Annotated in this window: 13 protein-coding genes; 7 read left to right on the forward strand and 6 right to left on the reverse strand. The window is 73.3% G+C overall.

The annotated features are described in order from the left end of the window. The first annotated feature begins 158 nt into the window (after positions 1-158). Complete coding sequence (locus OHQ87_RS28645; RefSeq protein WP_328342908.1) at positions 159-1,187, forward strand: ABC transporter substrate-binding protein; 1,029 nt, start codon at positions 159-161, stop codon at positions 1,185-1,187. A gap of 112 nt (positions 1,188-1,299) precedes the next feature. Beyond that, a complete protein-coding gene (locus tag OHQ87_RS28650) occupies positions 1,300-2,166 on the forward strand; it encodes an ABC transporter permease (protein WP_442930863.1) in 867 nt (288 codons plus the stop codon). Between the two features lie 297 nt (positions 2,167-2,463). Here the strand turns inward: OHQ87_RS28650 and OHQ87_RS28655 are convergent, their stop codons facing one another. Continuing rightward, the gene (locus OHQ87_RS28655) at positions 2,464-3,645 is read right to left on the reverse strand and encodes an ABC transporter substrate-binding protein (protein WP_328342910.1); all 1,182 of its coding nucleotides are present in this window, start codon (positions 3,643-3,645) and stop codon (positions 2,464-2,466) included. Positions 3,646-4,084: 439 nt separating this feature from the next. Between OHQ87_RS28655 and OHQ87_RS28660 the strand changes: the two genes are divergently transcribed. From OHQ87_RS28660 to OHQ87_RS28680, 5 genes are all read left to right on the forward strand, one after another. Next, positions 4,085-7,447 (forward strand): sensor histidine kinase, encoded by a 3,363-nt coding sequence (locus OHQ87_RS28660; protein ID WP_328342912.1) that lies wholly within the window; start codon positions 4,085-4,087, stop codon positions 7,445-7,447. Then, positions 7,444-7,851 (forward strand): roadblock/LC7 domain-containing protein, encoded by a 408-nt coding sequence (locus OHQ87_RS28665; RefSeq protein WP_067313320.1) that lies wholly within the window; start codon positions 7,444-7,446, stop codon positions 7,849-7,851. Before OHQ87_RS28660 ends, OHQ87_RS28665 begins: the two co-directional genes overlap by 4 nt. Positions 7,852-7,938: 87 nt before the next feature. Next, a complete protein-coding gene (locus tag OHQ87_RS28670) occupies positions 7,939-8,301 on the forward strand; it encodes a DUF742 domain-containing protein (RefSeq protein ID WP_328342918.1) in 363 nt (120 codons plus the stop codon). Continuing rightward, positions 8,282-8,905 (forward strand): GTP-binding protein, encoded by a 624-nt coding sequence (locus OHQ87_RS28675; protein WP_328342920.1) that lies wholly within the window; start codon positions 8,282-8,284, stop codon positions 8,903-8,905. The genes OHQ87_RS28670 and OHQ87_RS28675 overlap by 20 nt, the downstream gene beginning before the upstream one ends. Positions 8,906-9,041: 136 nt before the next feature. Beyond that, entirely contained in the window at positions 9,042-9,455 is a 414-nt protein-coding gene (locus tag OHQ87_RS28680) for a ferritin family protein (protein ID WP_328342921.1), read from the forward strand. A gap of 46 nt (positions 9,456-9,501) precedes the next feature. Here the strand turns inward: OHQ87_RS28680 and OHQ87_RS28685 are convergent, their stop codons facing one another. Genes OHQ87_RS28685 through OHQ87_RS28705 form a run of 5 tightly spaced genes read right to left on the reverse strand, consistent with a single transcriptional unit; the run spans position 9,502 to position 17,165 of the window. Further along, positions 9,502-10,590 (reverse strand): uroporphyrinogen-III synthase, encoded by a 1,089-nt coding sequence (locus OHQ87_RS28685; protein WP_328342922.1) that lies wholly within the window; start codon positions 10,588-10,590, stop codon positions 9,502-9,504. Further along, complete coding sequence (nirD, locus tag OHQ87_RS28690; protein ID WP_328342924.1) at positions 10,590-10,937, reverse strand: nitrite reductase small subunit NirD; 348 nt, start codon at positions 10,935-10,937, stop codon at positions 10,590-10,592. Before nirD ends, OHQ87_RS28685 begins: the two co-directional genes overlap by 1 nt. After that, complete coding sequence (gene nirB / locus OHQ87_RS28695) at positions 10,934-13,492, reverse strand: nitrite reductase large subunit NirB (RefSeq protein WP_328342925.1); 2,559 nt, start codon at positions 13,490-13,492, stop codon at positions 10,934-10,936. Before nirB ends, nirD begins: the two co-directional genes overlap by 4 nt. Positions 13,493-13,521: 29 nt before the next feature. Then, positions 13,522-14,958, reverse strand: coding sequence for an FAD-dependent oxidoreductase (locus OHQ87_RS28700; protein ID WP_328342926.1), 1,437 nt, complete (start codon positions 14,956-14,958; stop codon positions 13,522-13,524). After that, positions 14,955-17,165, reverse strand: a complete 2,211-nt coding sequence (locus tag OHQ87_RS28705; protein WP_328342927.1) for a molybdopterin oxidoreductase family protein — start codon at positions 17,163-17,165, stop codon at positions 14,955-14,957. The genes OHQ87_RS28700 and OHQ87_RS28705 overlap by 4 nt, the downstream gene beginning before the upstream one ends. Positions 17,166-17,212 lie beyond the last annotated feature (47 nt).

Here is a 17,212-nt window from a genome sequence, read left to right on the forward strand (position 1 = left end):
ACCCGATCCGCCTGGCGTGGTGACCCTCAGTGTCTCGTACGCTGTGCCGGCGAAGAGTCCCTTCACGACGGCGGCGTCGGTGCCCCCTCACGCCGGTGCCGCCGGACCGACAACCCCCTCCGGGTGAACCGCCCGGTCGGAAAGGACATGGTGCACTGATGACAAGGCTGACCCGCACGGTCGCCGCGGCCACCCTGGCCACCGCACTCGCCCTGGTCTCCGCCTGTAGTGGCGGGTCCGACTCGGCGGACGCCAAGACCGGCGACGGCAAGTCGCTGGAGAAGGTGACCTACCTCACCTCGTTCGGCAACTTCGGCCGCGACTCGTACGCCTGGGTGGCGAAGGACAAGGGCTTCTTCAAGGAGGCCGGCTTCGACGTGGAGATCAAGCCCGGTCAGGGTACCGGTGCGGTCATCCAGACCATCGTCGGCGGTCAGGCCGACTTCGGCCCGATCGACCTGACCGGTGGCCTGCTCCAGGTCGGTAACGGGGTGGCCAAGGACTTCGTGGCGGTCGCCGCGATCCAGCAGCGCACCATGGCCGCCATCGTCTCGGTGGAGGGCAAGAACATCGCCACGCCGAAGGACCTGGAGGGCAAGAAGCTCGCCGACACCCCCGGCTCCGTCGTGCGCAACCTCTTCCCGACGTACGCCCGGATGGCCGGGGTGGACTACAACAAGGTGACCTGGGTCAACGGTGACGCGCAGGGCCTGATGGGTCAGCTCGCCTCCGGCCAGGTGGACGGCATCGGCCAGTTCGTCGTCGGCCAGCCGACCGTCGAGGCGGTCACCAAGAAGAAGCCCGTGGTGCTGCCGTACAGCAACGTGATGCAGGACCTCTACGGCAACGCGCTGATCACCTCCAGCAAGATCGCCAAGGAGAAGCCGGAGACGGTGAAGAAGTTCACCGCCGCGCTGCTCAAGGGCCTGGAGTACGCCCTGGCCAACCCCCAGGAGGCGGCCGAGATCCTGAAGAAGAACGTGGACGCCACCAACCCGGCCGCCGCTGCCGCCGAGTTGCAGCTGATGGCCGGCTACGTCCGCTCCAGCAACTCCGGCACCGCCATCGGCACGCTGGACAGTGACCGGGTCGCCAAGAGCATCGCGATCCTCCAGGGTGCCGGCGCGCTCAAGTCGAACATCACCCCGGACCAGATCATCGACTTCAACCTCGTGCCGAAGGCCTGATCGACGTCGACGGTGCCACGGGGGTGCGACCCAGCGGGACGACCGTTGGCCGCACCCCCGTCGCGTGCCGGCCCCCGCGCCGGCAGGAGAGGAGAACCCCGTGACGGACTCGATCCGGACCCGTCCCGTACCCGGTTCGGCCGGTCCACCGACCCCGCCGGGCGGGACCGCCCCGACCGTCCCCCCGGCACCCGGCCGGTCACCCTGGTCCCGGGTACGCCCCGCGGCGGTCGGCCTGCCGCTGCTCGGCCTGGTGGTCGCGGTGGCCGTCTGGTGGTCGGTCACCTCCGGGCTGCACCTGGTGCACCCGGCGTCCCTGCCGCCGCCGCAGGCGGTCTGGACGTCGCTGACCACCTCGGCGGACGTGCTCTTCCCGGCACTGGGCACGACCACCCTGATGACGCTGCTCGGCTTCCTGATGTCGACGGTCGCCGGGGTGCTGATCGGGATGATGCTGGCCGCCTCCCGACGGGCCGAGCGGATGTTCGCCCCGCTGCTGGTGGCGATCAACGCGGTCCCGAAGATCGCGCTGGGGCCGCTGCTGGTGGTCTCGGTCGGCTGGGGGGAGAAGCCGATCCTGACCATGGTTTTCCTGCTCTGCTTCTTCCCGATCGTGCTCTCCACCGCCACCGGGCTCACCACCACCCCGGCGGATCTGGCCGAGCTGGCCCGGTCGCTGAACGCCTCCTGGTGGCAGTCGTTCCGCAAGGTACGGTTCCCGGCCGCGCTGCCACAGATCTTCGTCGGGCTGAAGGTGGCGATGCCGCTGGCCGCCATCGGCGCGGTGATCGGGGAGTTCTACTCGGACAAGCCGGGCCTGGGCTACCAGATCCTGCAGTACAACGGCATCGGTGACACCGCCACCGCCTGGGCGGCGATCGTCCTGATCGCCGCCATGAGCATCCTGCTCTACTCCGCGTTGTCGCTCGTCGAACGGCTCGCCCTGCCCTGGGTCCGGGCCACCACCTCCGCCCGCTGACCCCCCGGGCCCCGCCAGGAAGCCCTGTCCCGGGCACCGGGAGCCGTCCCACGAGGCGCCACCGGAATCCACCACCTGGGAGAGCTCGCCGCGAGGCAGCACCCCTGATGACCCCCCACCACCACTGACGGGCCGACCCACCCGGGATCGGCCCGTCAGTCACGTACGCACATCAGGGGTGGCCCCACCGCGACCGGCGCAGGGATCAAGCCTGACCGCCCGGAGCCGGTCGCGGTGGGGCCACCCCCCACCGCGAACCCGCACCACACAGCCAGGCCGCACCACAGCCCGAGCCCGTCAGCCCGCCAACCGCCACCGCCCACCCCGCGCCACCAGCGTGGTCAGCGCCTGCGGCATCAGCCCGGAGTGGTTGTCCGGGGTCATCCGGATCGGTCCGGACAGGCCGTCGAGCTGGGACGTCTCCAGCACGTCCCGCAGGCCGTCCCGGTTGACGCTGCCGGCCGGGCCGCCGGCCCGGAGCGCGGAGTCGGCGATCAGCTGGACGGCGTCGGCGGCGAACGACGACAGGCCGTTGTAGCCGCCGAATCGGGCGGTGTAGTCCTGGAACCACTGCCGACGGGCGGCCTTGGCCGGGGTGGTGGCGATGACGTCGTCGATCACCATGGTCTGGGTGAAGATCAGGGTGGCCCGCTCGGTGGCCCGGCCGGAGCCGCCCAGGAAGAGATCACCGGCGGCGGCGGCGTCGAGGAAGAGCGACCCGGCGTAGCCGGACTGGTCGGCGGCGGTGGCGGCGAGGGCGGCCTGCTCCGGCGGGGTCCAGATGATCAGGGCGGCGGGGTCGCGGTCGGCCAACCGGCGGATCGGCTGGCCGAGTTCGGTGTCGGTGGTGCGGACCGCCTCGGCCCGGACCCGTTTGATGTTGGCCTTGCGGAACTCGTCATCCAGCGCGGTCAGACCCTCCCGGCCGTAGTCGTCCTGGCTGTGCAGGATGCCGACCTCGGTGATCCCGCGTCGCCGCAGCTCGGCGGTGAGGGCGGCGGCGCTGTCGGCCGCGTTCGGCGCGAGCTTGAACACGTACCGACGTTCGGGGGCCGGGTTGGCGACCGCGCCCGACGGCGCCAGCGCGACCGTCGGGATCTTCCGCTCGTTGATGGTGCGGACGGCGCCGACGGCGCATTCGTTGCAGCCGCCCATGATGATGGCGCTGACCTTGGCGTCGTTGCTGAAGTCGCCGACGTTGCGCAGCGACTCGTTGACGTCGGACCGGTTGTCCTTGATCGTCAGCTTGACCTTGCGCTTGCCCAGCGCGCCCGAGGCGTTCAACTGGTCGACCTTCAGTTCCAGGGCGCGCTGGTAGGCCTGGCCGACCGGCGCGGCGGCACCGGAGATCTCGAGGTCGGCCCCGATGTAGATGGGGCTGTCGTCCTCCTCTGCCGCGCCGAACGAACAGCCGGTGAGCGTGGTGGCCAGTACGGCCGATGCGAGCGCCACGATGGTCGCGGAGCGGATGGGGCTCAACTCAGTCCTCCAGGTGCGGCGCGGGGCAGGCCCGGTCACCGCCGCTAGTCCGTCCTCAGTGGAGAAACGGGATTGGGTGCCGTACGGTGTGCGCGAAAGCCTGCAAAACCTTGCCAATGCGGGGGCGCTGCGGTCAAGCGCGGAGCTGTCGGCGGTTTCGGGACGCGAATCTCACATTGTGGGGACATCAGATATTTACCCATGCTCACTCATCAGAGGCGTACGAACACGCTGGAGTGACATGCCCTGTTCAGGGGTGGCCTGCTAATGAGGGCAAAAGACGACCGGCACACCGGTCGACCGATTCCTGCCTCACCGCCGACTTCCCAAACAGGATCTTCTCTGATGAAATCGCGGCCGTGCCGCGCATGGCGCTGTCCGTTGCACCAGGCGCGGGTAGGCGGGTCAGGCGTGTGGAAGATACGACGGAGGCGATGTCGTGAGCACCGGACCGACGACCCTGCCCGAGCCAGGCGAAAGCGCCGGCCCTGAACGGGAACGCCGACTGCCCCGGCTGCGCGATGCGCGGATTCGTTCCAAGCTCGCGCTCATTCTGGTCGTACCGGTCGCCGCAGTCATCGCGTTGGCAACAATCCGACTCGTCTCCACTACCGAGGGTGCTGTCGACGCCACCCAGATCCGGTCGCTGACCGCGCTCTCCACCCAGGTTTCCGCCCTGACGCAGGATCTGCACAAGGAACGGATGGCCGCCGCAGGTTATCTGGCCAACCCGCAGTTGCGCCCGGACGACTACAACCTGCGGGTCCGGGCCACCGGTGAGCGGATCAACTCGTACCGGGCCGAGCGGGCCGACCTCGGTGAGGTTCCGGCCGCCGTGCAGGACCGGCTCAAGGTGATCGACGACCACCTGCGGACGCTCGACGCGACCCGGCAGGAGGTGCTCGACCGCCGGCAGATGCCGGTCGCCGAGGCCACCCTCCGGTACGGGGTGATCCTCACCGACCTCGTCTCGTACGGCGACACCCTGGCCCAGCTGTCCGGCCAGGAGAGCCTGGCGGACGCCCGCCGCGCGGTGGCCGCGTTCGGCCGGGCCAAGGCCGCCGTCGCCGAGGAGGAGGCGGTCGCCTACACCGCGCTGGTCGGCGGACGCCTGGACGAGGAGCAGTTCTCCTCCTTCGTGGCGACCCTGACCAGCCAGCAGGAGGCGCTGCTCGCGTTCTCCCTCGCCGCCGACCCGACCCAGCGGGCGCTCGTCGACAGCGCGGTCTCCGGTGACGCCGTCGGGCTCGCCGACCGGGTGGCCGCCGACATCACCCGCTCGGTCGGGCAGCGCAGTCCGGTCAGCGCCGGGGACGCCAGTGCCTCGATCGGCGCGGTCAACGACCTGATGCGGTGGACCGAGATCCAGCTTCAGGACACCCTGCTGGCCCGCTCCGAGCAGGCCCGTAGCGACGTCATCCAGCAGGCGGTCATCGAGACGGTGCTGGTGCTGCTCACCCTCATCGTGGCGATCACCCTCGCCGTGGTGCTGGCCCGCTCGCTCAACCACTCGCTGCGCCGACTGCGTGAGGGCGCCCTCTCGGTGGCCAACCACGACCTGCCGGACGCGGTCAAGCGGTTGCAGAACATGGGCAGCATCAGTGACGGCGGGGTGGAGGAGATCGTCCGGCAGGTGCGGGACCCGATCCGGTTGACCAACCGGGACGAGGTCGGCCAGGTGGCCCTGGCCTTCAACGTGGTCCACCGGGAGGCCGTCCGGGTCGCCGCCGAGCAGGCCGCGCTGCGGACCAGCGTCTCGGCGATGTTCCTCAACCTGGCCCGGCGTAGTCAGACCCTGGTCGACCGGATGATCGGCGAGCTGGACGCGATCGAGCGCGGCGAGGAGGACCCGAAGCGGCTCGCCCAGCTCTTCGAACTGGACCACCTCGCCACCCGGATGCGTCGTAACGACGAGAACCTGCTGGTCCTGGCCGGTGCCGACTCGGCCGTGCCGCGCCGCGACGACGCGCTGCTCGTCGACGTGCTGCGCGCCGCCCAGTCCGAGGTGGAGCTCTACAACCGGATCGAGTTCGGCACCGTCGACACCGACATCTCGGTCGCCGCCCACGCGGTCAACGACGTGGTACGACTCGTCGCCGAGCTGCTGGACAACGCCACCCGCTTCTCGCCGCCGACCACCACGGTGGTCGCCGACGGCCGGCGCATCCGCGACTACGTGCTGATCCAGATCGAGGACCGGGGACTCGGCCTCACCGACGAACAGTTGGACTCGCTCAACCGCCGGCTCGCCGCACCGCCGACCGTGGACGTGGCCGCCTTCCGGCTGATGGGTCTCGCCGTGGTCAGCCGGCTCGCCGGCCGGTACAACATCCGGGTGGAGCTGCGACGCAACGTCGAGGGCGGCACCGTCGCCCAGGTGACCCTGCCCAACGCCACAGTGGTGCTGCCCGCCCACCGGGGTCGGGACCAGGCGACCGGCCGGCCGCGTCAGCCGCTGGCGGTCGAGCAGCCGACGCCCGCCCCGGCCGGTATCGGTGGTGCCTTCACCGGTGCCCGTAGCGCGGCGGCGACGTTGACCGACCAGTGGCGTACCACCCCACCGGCGCCGGCCCCCTGGCAGCCGCCGGTGGACGCCCGGGACACCGCCCCCGCCGTGCAGTTCGGCGGCCCGGTCTCCGCCCCGCCGCTGGCACCGGTCTCCGCCCCCTCGGCCGACTCCGGGTTCAGCGCCTTCTCGGCCGGCAGCCCCACGGTGGCGAACCCGACCATCGACGCGTTGCCGCGCCGGGCCGCGCCGGGCGGGCCGGCTCCGGTGCTGCCGGTCGGTCCGGTCGCCGGTGCCGCGCCCGGCACGACGGAGTCGTACGGCGGTCCGGCCATGCCGTTCGCCGGTGCGCCGGCGGCGACCCCGTATGCCGGTGCGCCGGCGGCGACCCCGTATGCCGGTGCCCCGGCGGCGACCCCGTATGCCGGTGCGCCGGCGGCGACCCCGTTCGCCCCGGCCGCAGCGGCGTCGTTCGCCCCGGCCGCGCCACCGTCCGCGTCGTTCGCTCCTGCCGTCCAGCCGTACACCGCTCCCGCCGCGCAGTCGTACACCTCCCCGGCCGCGTCGTACACCCCGCCGGCCCCGGCTGCGCCGGTGGTGGCCCGGCCGGACCGGCCGGCCGACTCGCCGATCTTCCGGGAGATGGAGGCGGTGTGGTTCCGGTCCCACGGGGACGACGCCACCGCGATCTTCACCCGGCCCCGCTTCGACGAGGAACCGCCCGCCGCGGCGGCCCGGCCCAACGGGGCGGTCAAGCCGACCCGCCCACCGCTGCCCACCCGGGTACCTGCTGCGCCCACCGCGGCCGGCACCCCGACCGTCACCCCGGCCCAGGCCCCGGCCCCGGCCCAGGCTCCGGTTCAGGCCCAGGCCCAGGCCCAGGCGACTGTGGAAGTCCCCGTCGTGACCAGTCCCGAACCACCGGCCGCCACCGCGCCGCCGACATACGGCTCACCCGAGGTGCCGACCGCGCCGTCGACCCCCCCCGAGGCTCCGGCTGCCCCGACGGCCGGCGACGCCGACGCCTGGCGGACGGCGGCCGACGAGGGCTGGTCCCGGGCCACCCAGGCGGCCGAGCCGGCCAACGCCGGCACCACCCGCTCCGGTCTGCCGAAGCGGGTGCCGCAGGCCCAACTCGTCCCCGGCGGGATCGAGCCGAAGGGCGGCCGGGACCGCAGCCGCCGTACCCCGGACGAAGTACGCGGCCTGCTCTCGGCCTACCACCGCGGCGTGCAGCGCGGTCGCACCGCAGGCGCGGACCTCAACAGCACCTCGACCAAGGAGACGAACCGATGAACAGGCCAGCTGCCATGCAGGACATGGGTTGGCTGCTCACCAACTTCGCCGACAGCGTGGCGGGCATCGCCCACGTGGTGGCGGTGTCCGCGGACGGGCTGCTGCTCGCCTCCTCGCGGGACCTGCCCACCGACCGGGCCGACCAGCTCGCCGCGATCACCTCCGGCGTGGTGAGTCTGACCGAGGGTGCCGCCCGGATGTTCAGCGCCGGCGGGGTGTTGCAGACAGTGATCGAGATGGACAGCGGATACCTGTTCCTCATGTCGATCAGCGACGGCTCGTCGATGGCGGTGCTCGCCGCCCGCAGCTGCGACGTTGGCCAGGTCGGTTACGAGATGGCGTTGCTGGTCGAGCGGGTGGGCGCGGCGCTGGTGCCGCTGCCCCGAGACGCCGTGCGCTCGTAGCCACGACGGTGAGGCCGGGCGCGACCGCGTCCGGCCACAGGGACGAAGCATCCGGGCCGGGCCCGGGCGGGAGGAGGTGATCGCGGCATGGACCCCCGGCGGGACCCACGTGGCGCGCTGGTGCGTCCGTACGCGGTCACCCGCGGCCGTACCGAGCCGAGCCGGGACATCGCGCTGGAGGCGGTGCTCACCTCCAGCCCGACCCAGGTGGCCGAGTCCCGTTTCACCGGGCACGACAAGTATCGAATCGCCACCGTCTGTGAGGGCCGGGCGCAGTCGCTGGCCGAGATCTCCGCGTACACCCGGATGCCGCTGGGCGTCACCCGGGTGCTGGTCGCCGACCTGGTCGCCGACGGTCTGCTCACGCTACACACTGCCGCTCCCGCCGAGGGGTTCGAGGAGCGAATGGAAATTCTTGGAAGGGTGCTAAGTGGACTTCGCAGGCTATGACCCCGCCGGGTCGCGCCAGAGCCGGGGAATCGTCTCCGCGAAGATCGTGGTCGCGGGCGGCTTCGGCGTGGGCAAGACGACCCTGGTCGGAGCGATCTCCGAGATCACACCGCTGACCACCGAGGCGCTGATGACCGCCGCCGGCGTCGGCATCGACGACCCGTCGAAGGTGCCCGGCAAGGAGACCACCACGGTCGCCATGGACTTCGGCCGGATCACCATGGCGCAGGATCTGATCCTGTACCTGTTCGGCACGCCCGGCCAGACCCGGTTCTGGTTCATGTGGGACGAGATCATCAGGGGGGCGGTGGGTGCGGCCGTCCTGGTGGACACCCGGCGGATCACCGACGCCTTCGCCCCGCTCGACTACTTCGAGAACCGCAACCTGCCGTACGTGGTGGCGCTGAACCGGTTCGACGGCGCGGACCAGTACGAGCCGGACGAGGTCCGCGAGGCGCTTGCCATCTCGGCGGACGTGCCGCTGGTGATGTGCGACGCCCGGGACCGGGATTCGGTCAAGCGGGTGCTGGTGACGGTGGTGGAACACGCCATGCTCCGGCTCCAGGCCGAACACGGTCGGGGCTTCCCGACCCCGGTGGGCTGAGGGCAAACCTGTCACCATTTGTAACGACACGGCGTGGCCGCGCTCAGTCCGACGATGCCCTCCGGGTGCGCCCGGAAACTGGGTAGACCCACTCTGACCTGCGGCAACGTACGCTCATCCACGAATGTGACGCCCGGTGAGAGGCTCCTCACTGGAGGCATTGGTGGAGTGGCGTCATGCGCACAGTGACAGTGGTGTCGATCATCGCGACCGGAGCCGTGCTCGGGCCGGGCTCGCCGGGCCGGCCCAGGCGGCGCGTACCAGCGAGCGGCGGATCGCCCGGCTCTTCGCCGACACGGCGCGGACCGAGCGGTACGACCACGTCGCGGCCGAGGCGAGTCTGATCGACTTCGTCGGCAGCAACGTGGACAATCTGCGGGAGTCGATCGACGGCGAGCAGTACGAGGCGACCGTCATGTACCCCACGTTCTCCCGGCGGGCGGCTGCGGCGGGTGACCGCAGGGCGGCGGCGCTGTTCCGGGAGATCGCCTTCGACGAGGCCGACCACGCGTCGGCCTTCCTACGGGCGCTGGTGCGACTGGAGGTCTGAGCATCCCGCCCGCGCGACGTGGACCGCGCTCCACCGGACCCCGGCCTCACTCCACCCGGAGCCGGTAGCCGCGCTTGACGACGGTCTGCACCACCCGGGGTGCCCGTAACCCCACCCGTAGCCGGGCCACCGCCATCTCCACCGCGTGCTCGTCGGCCCCCCTGGGCAGCGTGCGCAGCAGCTCGGTGCGGGACAGCACCCGGCCGGGTCGGGCGGCGAGCGCCCGCAGCACCGCCATCGGCGCGGGCGCCAGGGGACGCAGCTCCCCGTCGATGACGGCGGCGTGCCCGCGCAGGGTCAGCAGATGCCCGGCCGCCTTCACGGTGAGGGTACGGCGGGGCAGTTCGTCCACGATGGTGCGGACCAGTGCGCCGAGCCGGGCCCGGGCCGGCGCACTGACCGGCACCCCCCGCCGCACGAGCGGTTCGGCGGTGACCGCGCCGACGCAGCTGACCAGCACGTCCCCGCGCAACGCGGCAAGCACCGTCTCGGTGCGGTCGCCGGCGGCCCGCAGCAGCGCCTCCGCCGCCGGGGCGGAGGTGAAGGTGACGGCGTCGACCAGCCGGCCGGCGACCAGGTCGATCAGCCGGTGCAGCGGGGCCGGGTCGGTCGGTGGGGCCCACCGGTAGACGGGCACCTCGATCACGGTGGCTCCGGCGGCCTCCAGCGCCTCGGTGCACTCGGGCTGCCGGTCGCCGTGCAACTGCATGGCGATCACCTGCCCGGCCACCCCGCGCCGGCACAGGTGCTCGACCACCTCCTCACAGCTCTCGGAGACGGGCGACCACTGGTCGTGCAGACCGGCGGCCCGGATCGCCCCGCGCGCCTTGGGACCCCGGGCCACCACGTAGGCCCGGGACAGCACGGCCTTCAACGGCTCGGCCAGCCCCCAGCCCTCGGCCGCCTCCAACCAGCCGCGCATGCCGATGCCGGTGTTGGCCATCAGCACGTCCGGTGGCCGGTCCAGGCAGGCCCGGGTGGCGTCCCGCAGGTCGGTGTCGTCGGCCAGCGGCACGATCCGCAGGGCCGGGGCGAGCACCACCCGGGCACCGCGCCGTTCCAGCAACGCGGCCAACTCGTCGCGTCGCCGGTCGGCGGTCACCCCGATGGTGAAGCCGGCCAGTTCGTCCCGCATCACTCCTCCTGTCGCAGCCGCACCTCGACCAGGCCGTCCCGGCAGCGGACGTCGTACCGGGGCAGGGTCACCCCGGGCAGGTCCAGGCAGAGCCCGGTTCGCAGGTCGTACACCTGCTTGTGCAGGGGTGAGGCGACGGTGGGCGTCCCACCCCGGCTGCCGACGATGCCCCGTGACATCACGTACGCGTCGCTGAGCGGGTCGAGGTTGTCGACCGCGAACAGCTCGTCGTCGATCCGGAAGAGCGCCACCTGCACCCCGTCGACCAGGGCGGCGACGCCCCGCTCGGGTTCCAGCCGGTCCAGCGGGCAGACCGGGGTCCAGTCGACGGTGACCGTGTCGCTCATCGCCGTACCTCCGGCAGGCCGAGGACGACCGGCTGGCGGCGCCGGACGGGTGTCGCTGCTCCGTCGGGCGGTGTGGTGCCGACGGCGGGTCGGTTGTCGCGGGTCGGTACCGGCTGGCCCCGTTCCACCGCGAAGGTGATCGACGGGTCCGGTACGTCGGGGGCGTTGACGAAGGAGGTGAAGCGGCGCAGGCGTTCCGGGTCGTCAAGCACGTCGCGCCACTCGTCGGAGTAGGTCGTGACGTGCCGGGCCATCGCCGCGTCGAGTTCCGCGCAGAGCCCGAGCGAGTCGTCGACGATCACCGACCGGAGGTGCTCCAGGCCGCCGTCCATCGCCTCGATCCAGGCGGCGGTGCGCTGCAACCGGTCGGCGGTGCGGACGTAGAACATCAGGAACCTGTCGATCAGCGTGATCAGCTCGTCGGTGGACAGGTCGGTGGCGAACAGGTCGGCGTGCCGGGGGCGGAACCCGCCGTTGCCGCCGAGGTAGAGGTTCCATCCGGTGTCGGTGGCGATGATGCCGAAGTCCTTGCTGCGGGCCTCGGCGCACTCCCGGGCGCAACCGGAGACGGCGGACTTGAGCTTGTGCGGGGCGCGCAGCCCCCGGTAGCGCAGCTCCAGGGCGACGGCCAGGCCGACCGAGTCCTGCACCCCGTACCGGCACCAGGTCTCGCCGACGCAGGACTTCACCGTGCGCAGTGCCTTGCCGTACGCGTGGCCGGACTCGAAGCCGGCGTCGACCAGCCGCCGCCAGATCTGCGGCAACTGCTCGACCCGTGCGCCGAACAGGTCGATCCGCTGCCCTCCGGTGATCTTGGTGTAGAGCTGGAAGTCGCGGGCCACCTCCCCGATCACGATCAGCTTGTCGGGGGTGATCTCGCCGCCCGGGATCCGGGGCACCACCGAGTAGCTGCCGTCGCGTTGCAGGTTGGCCAGGAAGTGGTCGTTGGTGTCCTGCAACGACGCCTGTTCGCCGTCGAGCACGTGCCCGGTGCCCAGCGAGGCGAGGATCGAGGCCACCACCGGCTTGCAGACGTCGCAGCCCCGGCCCCGACCGTGCTCGGCGACGAGCTGCGAGAACGTCCGGATGCCGCGCACCCGGACGATGTCGAACAGCTCCTGGCGGCTGGCGTCGAAGTGCTCGCAGAGGGCGGTGGACTGCTGTACCCCGGCCGCGTCCAGCAACTGCTTGAGCGTCGGCACGCAGGAGCCGCAGCTCGTCCCGGCCCGGGTGCACGCCTTCAACGCCGGCACGTCGGTCGCCCCGCCGGCGATCGCCGCGTCGATGTCGTCCCGGGTCACCGCGTTACAGGAGCAGACCTGGGCCGCCCCGGGCAGCGCCGTCACCCCGGCCCCCGCCTCGCCGGCCGGTGCCAGCAGCGCCAGCGGGGGAGCGGGCAGCGGCCCGCCGACGCTGGCCCGCAGCGTCGGGTAGGCGCTCGCGTCGCCGACCAGCACCCCGCCGAGCAGGGTCCGCGCGTCGTCGGAGAGGACCAGCTTCGCGTACGAGCGGGTGACCGGGTCGGTGAACGTGACGTCCAGGCAGCCCGGGGTGGTGCCGTGGGCGTCGCCGAACGAGGCCACGTCGACACCGAGCAGTTTGAGCTTGGTGGCGCTGTCCGCGCCGGGGAAGGTGGCCGCGCCGCCGAGCAGCCGGTCGGCCACCACCTCGGCCATCGCGTACCCGGGGGCGACCAGGCCGTGGCAGGTGCCGTCGACGGCCGCGCACTCGCCGACCGCCCAGATCCGCGCGTCGTCGCTGCGGCAGCTCCAGTCGACGAGCACCCCGCCGCGCGGGCCGAGCGGCAGCCCGGCGGCGCGGGCCAGCTCGTCGCGGGGGCGGATGCCGGCGGCCACCACCACCAGGTCGGCGTCGACCGTGCCGCCGTCGGAGAGGTCCAACGCGGCGACCGCGCCGTCCGGGCCTGGCCGCAGCGCGGTGGTGCCCACCCCGAGGTGGGTGGTGACCCCCAACTCCTCGACGTAGCGCCGCAGCATCGCGCCGCCCGCCTCGTCGACCTGCACCGGCATCAGCCGGGGCGCGAACTCCACCACATGGGTACGCAGCCCCAGCAGCCGCAGCGCGTTGGCGGCCTCCAGACCGAGCAGGCCGCCACCGATCACCGCCCCGGTAGCCCGGCCCCGGGCGTGCTCCCGGATCGCCTCCAGGTCGTCCAGGGTGCGGTAGACGAAGACGCCGGGCAGGTCGGTGCCGGCCACCGGGGGCACGAACGGGTACGACCCGGTGGCCAGCACCAGCGCGTCGTACGGGTGCTCGCCGCCGGCGGTGGTCACCACCCGCCGGTCCCGGTCGATCCCGGTGACCGGGTCACCGAGACGCAGCTCCACCCCGTCGTCCGGAGTGTGCAGGTTCAGCTCCCCGGCGGACACCCCGTCGAAGAAGGCGGACAGCCGTACCCGGTCGTACGCCGGGCGGGGTTCCTCGGCGAGCACCGTCACCTGCCAGCGCCGGTCGTGGTCGCGGGCGCGCAGCGCCTCGACGAACCGCTGGCCGACCATGCCGTTGCCGACGACGACCAATCGTCCACCGGTCATCGGGTCACCTCCTCGTGGTGTCATCACGGTCATCGGGGCGTCCCCACCGAGTCCACCTCGGACAGCCAGCCGACGATCCCGCCGACGGCCTCCCGGCAGCCGCCGCAGCCGGTGCCGGCCCGGGTCGCGGCGACCACCTCGTCGACCGTCCGGGCACCGGCCCGCCAGCAGCGGACCAGGGTGCCCTTGTCGACGTCGTTGCACTGGCAGACGGTCGTCGCGTCCGGCATCAGCGCCGGGGACGCGGCGGGCGTCGCGGGGGCACTGCCGAGCGACCGGCCGAGCAGCAGTGCCCGCCGGTCGGTGGGGACCGGGCCGCCCCGGTCGAAGAGCTGCACCACCGTGCCGACCGCCGGGTTGTCGCCGAGCAGGATCGCCCCGGTCAGCCGGTCGTGGTCGATCCGCAGCCGGGCGTACGTCCCCCGGGCCGGGTCGGCGAAGGTCAGCTCCTCACCGGGGCCCCCGGTCGGGTCGCCCATCGCGGCCAGGTCGATCCCGGCGGCCTTGAGCCGGGTCACCACCGGCCGGGGCCGGTAGCGGGCGGTGTGGTCCTCGCCGGTGAGCAGCCGGGCCACCACCCGGGCCTGCGCCCAGGCGGGCGCGACCAGCCCGGTCGGGCCGCCGGCGGGGCGGGCGCAGTCGCCGATCGCCGAGATCGCCTCGTCGCCGGTGCGCAGCCGGTCGTCGACCAGCACGCCGCGGTCGACGGCCAGCCCGGCGGCGGCGGCCAGGTCGGTGTCGGGGCGTACCCCGCAGGAGAGCACCAGCAGGTCGGCGGTCAGGCTGGTGCCGTCGGCCAGGTCGAGCCGCACCGCGTCGTCGGCGGTGGCCAGCCCGGTCGCCGGCACGCCCAGCCGGGTGGCGACGCCGAGCCCGGCCAGGGTGTCGGCGAGCACCGCGCCGGCGGCCGGGTCGAGCTGCCGCTCCATCAGGTGCGGGTGGGGGTGGACCACGGTCACCGTCAGCCCCCGGGCGGCCAGGCCGCGCGCCGCCTCCAGGCCGAGCAGCCCGCCGCCGAGCACCAGCGCGCTGTGCGCGGTGCGGGCGGCGGCGAGGATGCGTCGGCAGTCGGCCAGGGTCCGGAAGACGGCCGCCCGTGGCGGCAGGGCGGCCGGGTCGAGGCCGGGCAGCGCGGGCACCACGGCCCGGCTGCCGGTGGCGAGGACCAGGTGGTCGTAGTCGACCCGGTCGCCGTCGGTGGTGTGCACCGTCCGGGCGGCCCGGTCGATCGCGGCGGCCACCACGCCGGTACGCACGTCGGTGCCCTGCCCGGCGACCTCGGCCAGCTCCACGTCGGGCTCGTCGATCTTGCCGGCCAGCAGCGTGGAGAGCATGATCCGGTTGTACGCCCGGTGCGGTTCCGCCCCGAGCACGGTGACCTTTCGGTCCCCGTTGCGGGCGTGCAGCTCGGTGGCGAGCCGGGAGCCGGCCATGCCGTACCCGACGATCACGATCCGCCCGGTCATGCCCGCTCCACCCGGACCGCGCAGATCTTGAACTCCGGCATCCCGGAGACCGGATCGAGAGCGTCGTTGGTGACCGAGTTGGCGCGGGCCGCGCCGGGCCAGTGGAACGGGGCGAAGACGGTGTCCGGCCGGATCGTCGGGCTGAGCCGGGCCGGTGCCCGCAGCTCACCCCGGCGGGAGGCGACCCGTACCTCGTCGCCCTCGGCGACCCCGAGCCGGGCGGCCAGGTCGGGGTGCAGCTCGACGAAGCCGCGCGGGGCGGCCCGGCGCAGCGCGGCCACCCGCCGGGTCTGCGTGCCGGACTGGTACTGGGCCAGCACCCGCCCGGTGGTGAAGTGCAGCGGGTAGTCGGCGCAGACCTCTTCCGCCGCCGGCCGGTGCTGCACCGGGTGGAACCGGGCCCGGCCGGTCGGGGTGGGGAAGGTGTCGGCGAAGAGCCGGGGGGTGTCCGGCCCGTCCGGGTCGGGGCACGGCCAGAAGACCCCGTCGGCGGACTCGATCCGGTCCCAGGTGACCCCGGCGTAGTCGGCGACGCCCCCGGCGGAGGCCCGCCGCAGCTCGGCGAAGACCACCCTCGGGTCGGTCGGGAAGCGGTCCGGGCGGTTCCCGTCGGGGACGCGGCCCGGTCCGGCCCCGTCGCGGGCGTGCTCGGGTCCGGACCCGGTGCCGGGCTGCTCCGGGTCGACGGCCGGGGTGGCGGGGTCGTCGAGGCGGGCGGCGAGGTCGGCGAGGACCGCCAGGTCGGTGCGGACGCCGGGGGGTGGTTCGCGCAGCGCGCGGCGGCGCAGCACCCGACCCTCCAGGTTGGTCATCGTGCCGTCCTCCTCGGCCCACTGGGCGACCGGCAGCACCACGTCGGCCAGCTCGGCCGTCTCGGAGCGCAGGAAGTCGGCCACCACCAGCAGGTCCAGCCCGCGCAGCCGGGACTCGACCCGGGCCGCCCGGGGCGCGGAGACCACGGGATTGGAGCCGAAGACGAGCAGCGCGCGGGGGCCGTCGGGGCTGCCGAGCGAGTCGAGCAGCTGGTAGGCCGGCACGCCGGGGCCGGGCAGCTCGGCGGGGTCGACGCCCCACACCTCGGCGACGTGGGCGCGGGCCGCCGGGTCGTCGATCTTGCGGTAGCCGGGGAGCTGGTCGGCCTTCTGGCCGTGTTCGCGCCCGCCCTGGCCGTTGCCCTGGCCGGTGAGGCAGCCGTACCCGGAGTACGGGCGGCCGGGCAGGCCGAGGGCGAGGGCGAGGTTGACGTACGCGCTTACCGTGTCGACGCCCTTGGCGTGCTGCTCGGCGCCCCGGGCGGTCAGGATGACCGCCGAACCGGCGGAGCCGAGCGCGCGGGCGGTCGCCTCCAGGTCGGCCACCGGCACCCCGGAGAGCCGTTCCACCTCCGCCGGCCAGTAACCGGCGACGGTACGACGTACCGCGTCGAAACCCTCGGTGCGGGCGGCGACGTACTCCCGGTCGATCAGCCCCTCGGTGAGCGCGACGTGCAGCAGCGCGTTGGCGACCGCCAGGTCGGTGCCGGGCAGCGGTTGCAGGTGCAGGTCGGCCTGGCGGGCGGTGGCGGTCAGCCGGGGGTCGACCACGATCAGCCGGCCGCCCCGGGCCTGCTGGTCGGCCAGGTGCCGCATCAGCGGCGGCATGGTCTCGGCCGGGTTCGCGCCGACCAGCAGCAGGGTTTCCGTGTGGCCCAGGTCGGTCAGCGGGAAGGGCAGCCCCCGGTCGACGCCGAAGGCGCGCAGCCCGGCCGCCGCCGCCGAGGACATGCACCACCTGCCGTTGTAGTCGATGTGCCGGGTCCGCAGCGCCACCCGGGCGAACTTGCCGAGGGCGTACGCCTTCTCGTTGGTGAGCCCGCCGCCACCGAAGACCGCGACCGCGTCCCGCCCGTGGTCACGTTGGACGGTGCGCAGCCCGGCGGCGATCCGGTCGAGCGCGACCTCCCAGCTGGCCGGGCACAGCTCGCCCGACGGGTCGCGGACCAGCGGGGTGGTCAACCGGTCGGGGTGGTCGAGCAGTTCGGCGGCGGTCCAGCCCTTCTGGCACAGCCCGCCGCGGTTGGTGGGGAACTGCCGGGGCCGGACCTCGATCCGGCCGTCGTCGGCGTCCCGCAGGACCATGCCGCACTGGAGCGCGCAGTACGGGCAGTGCGTCTCCGCTTCCCGGGGTTCGGACCCCGTTCGCGTCGCGGCGCGTGCACCGTCTGTCATGTCGGCAAAGCGTGCCGCTGGGCGGTTTCCGACCCGCGTCCCTTCTG

Source organism: Micromonospora sp. NBC_00421 (assembly GCF_036017915.1).
Lineage (GTDB): Bacteria > Actinomycetota > Actinomycetes > Mycobacteriales > Micromonosporaceae > Micromonospora.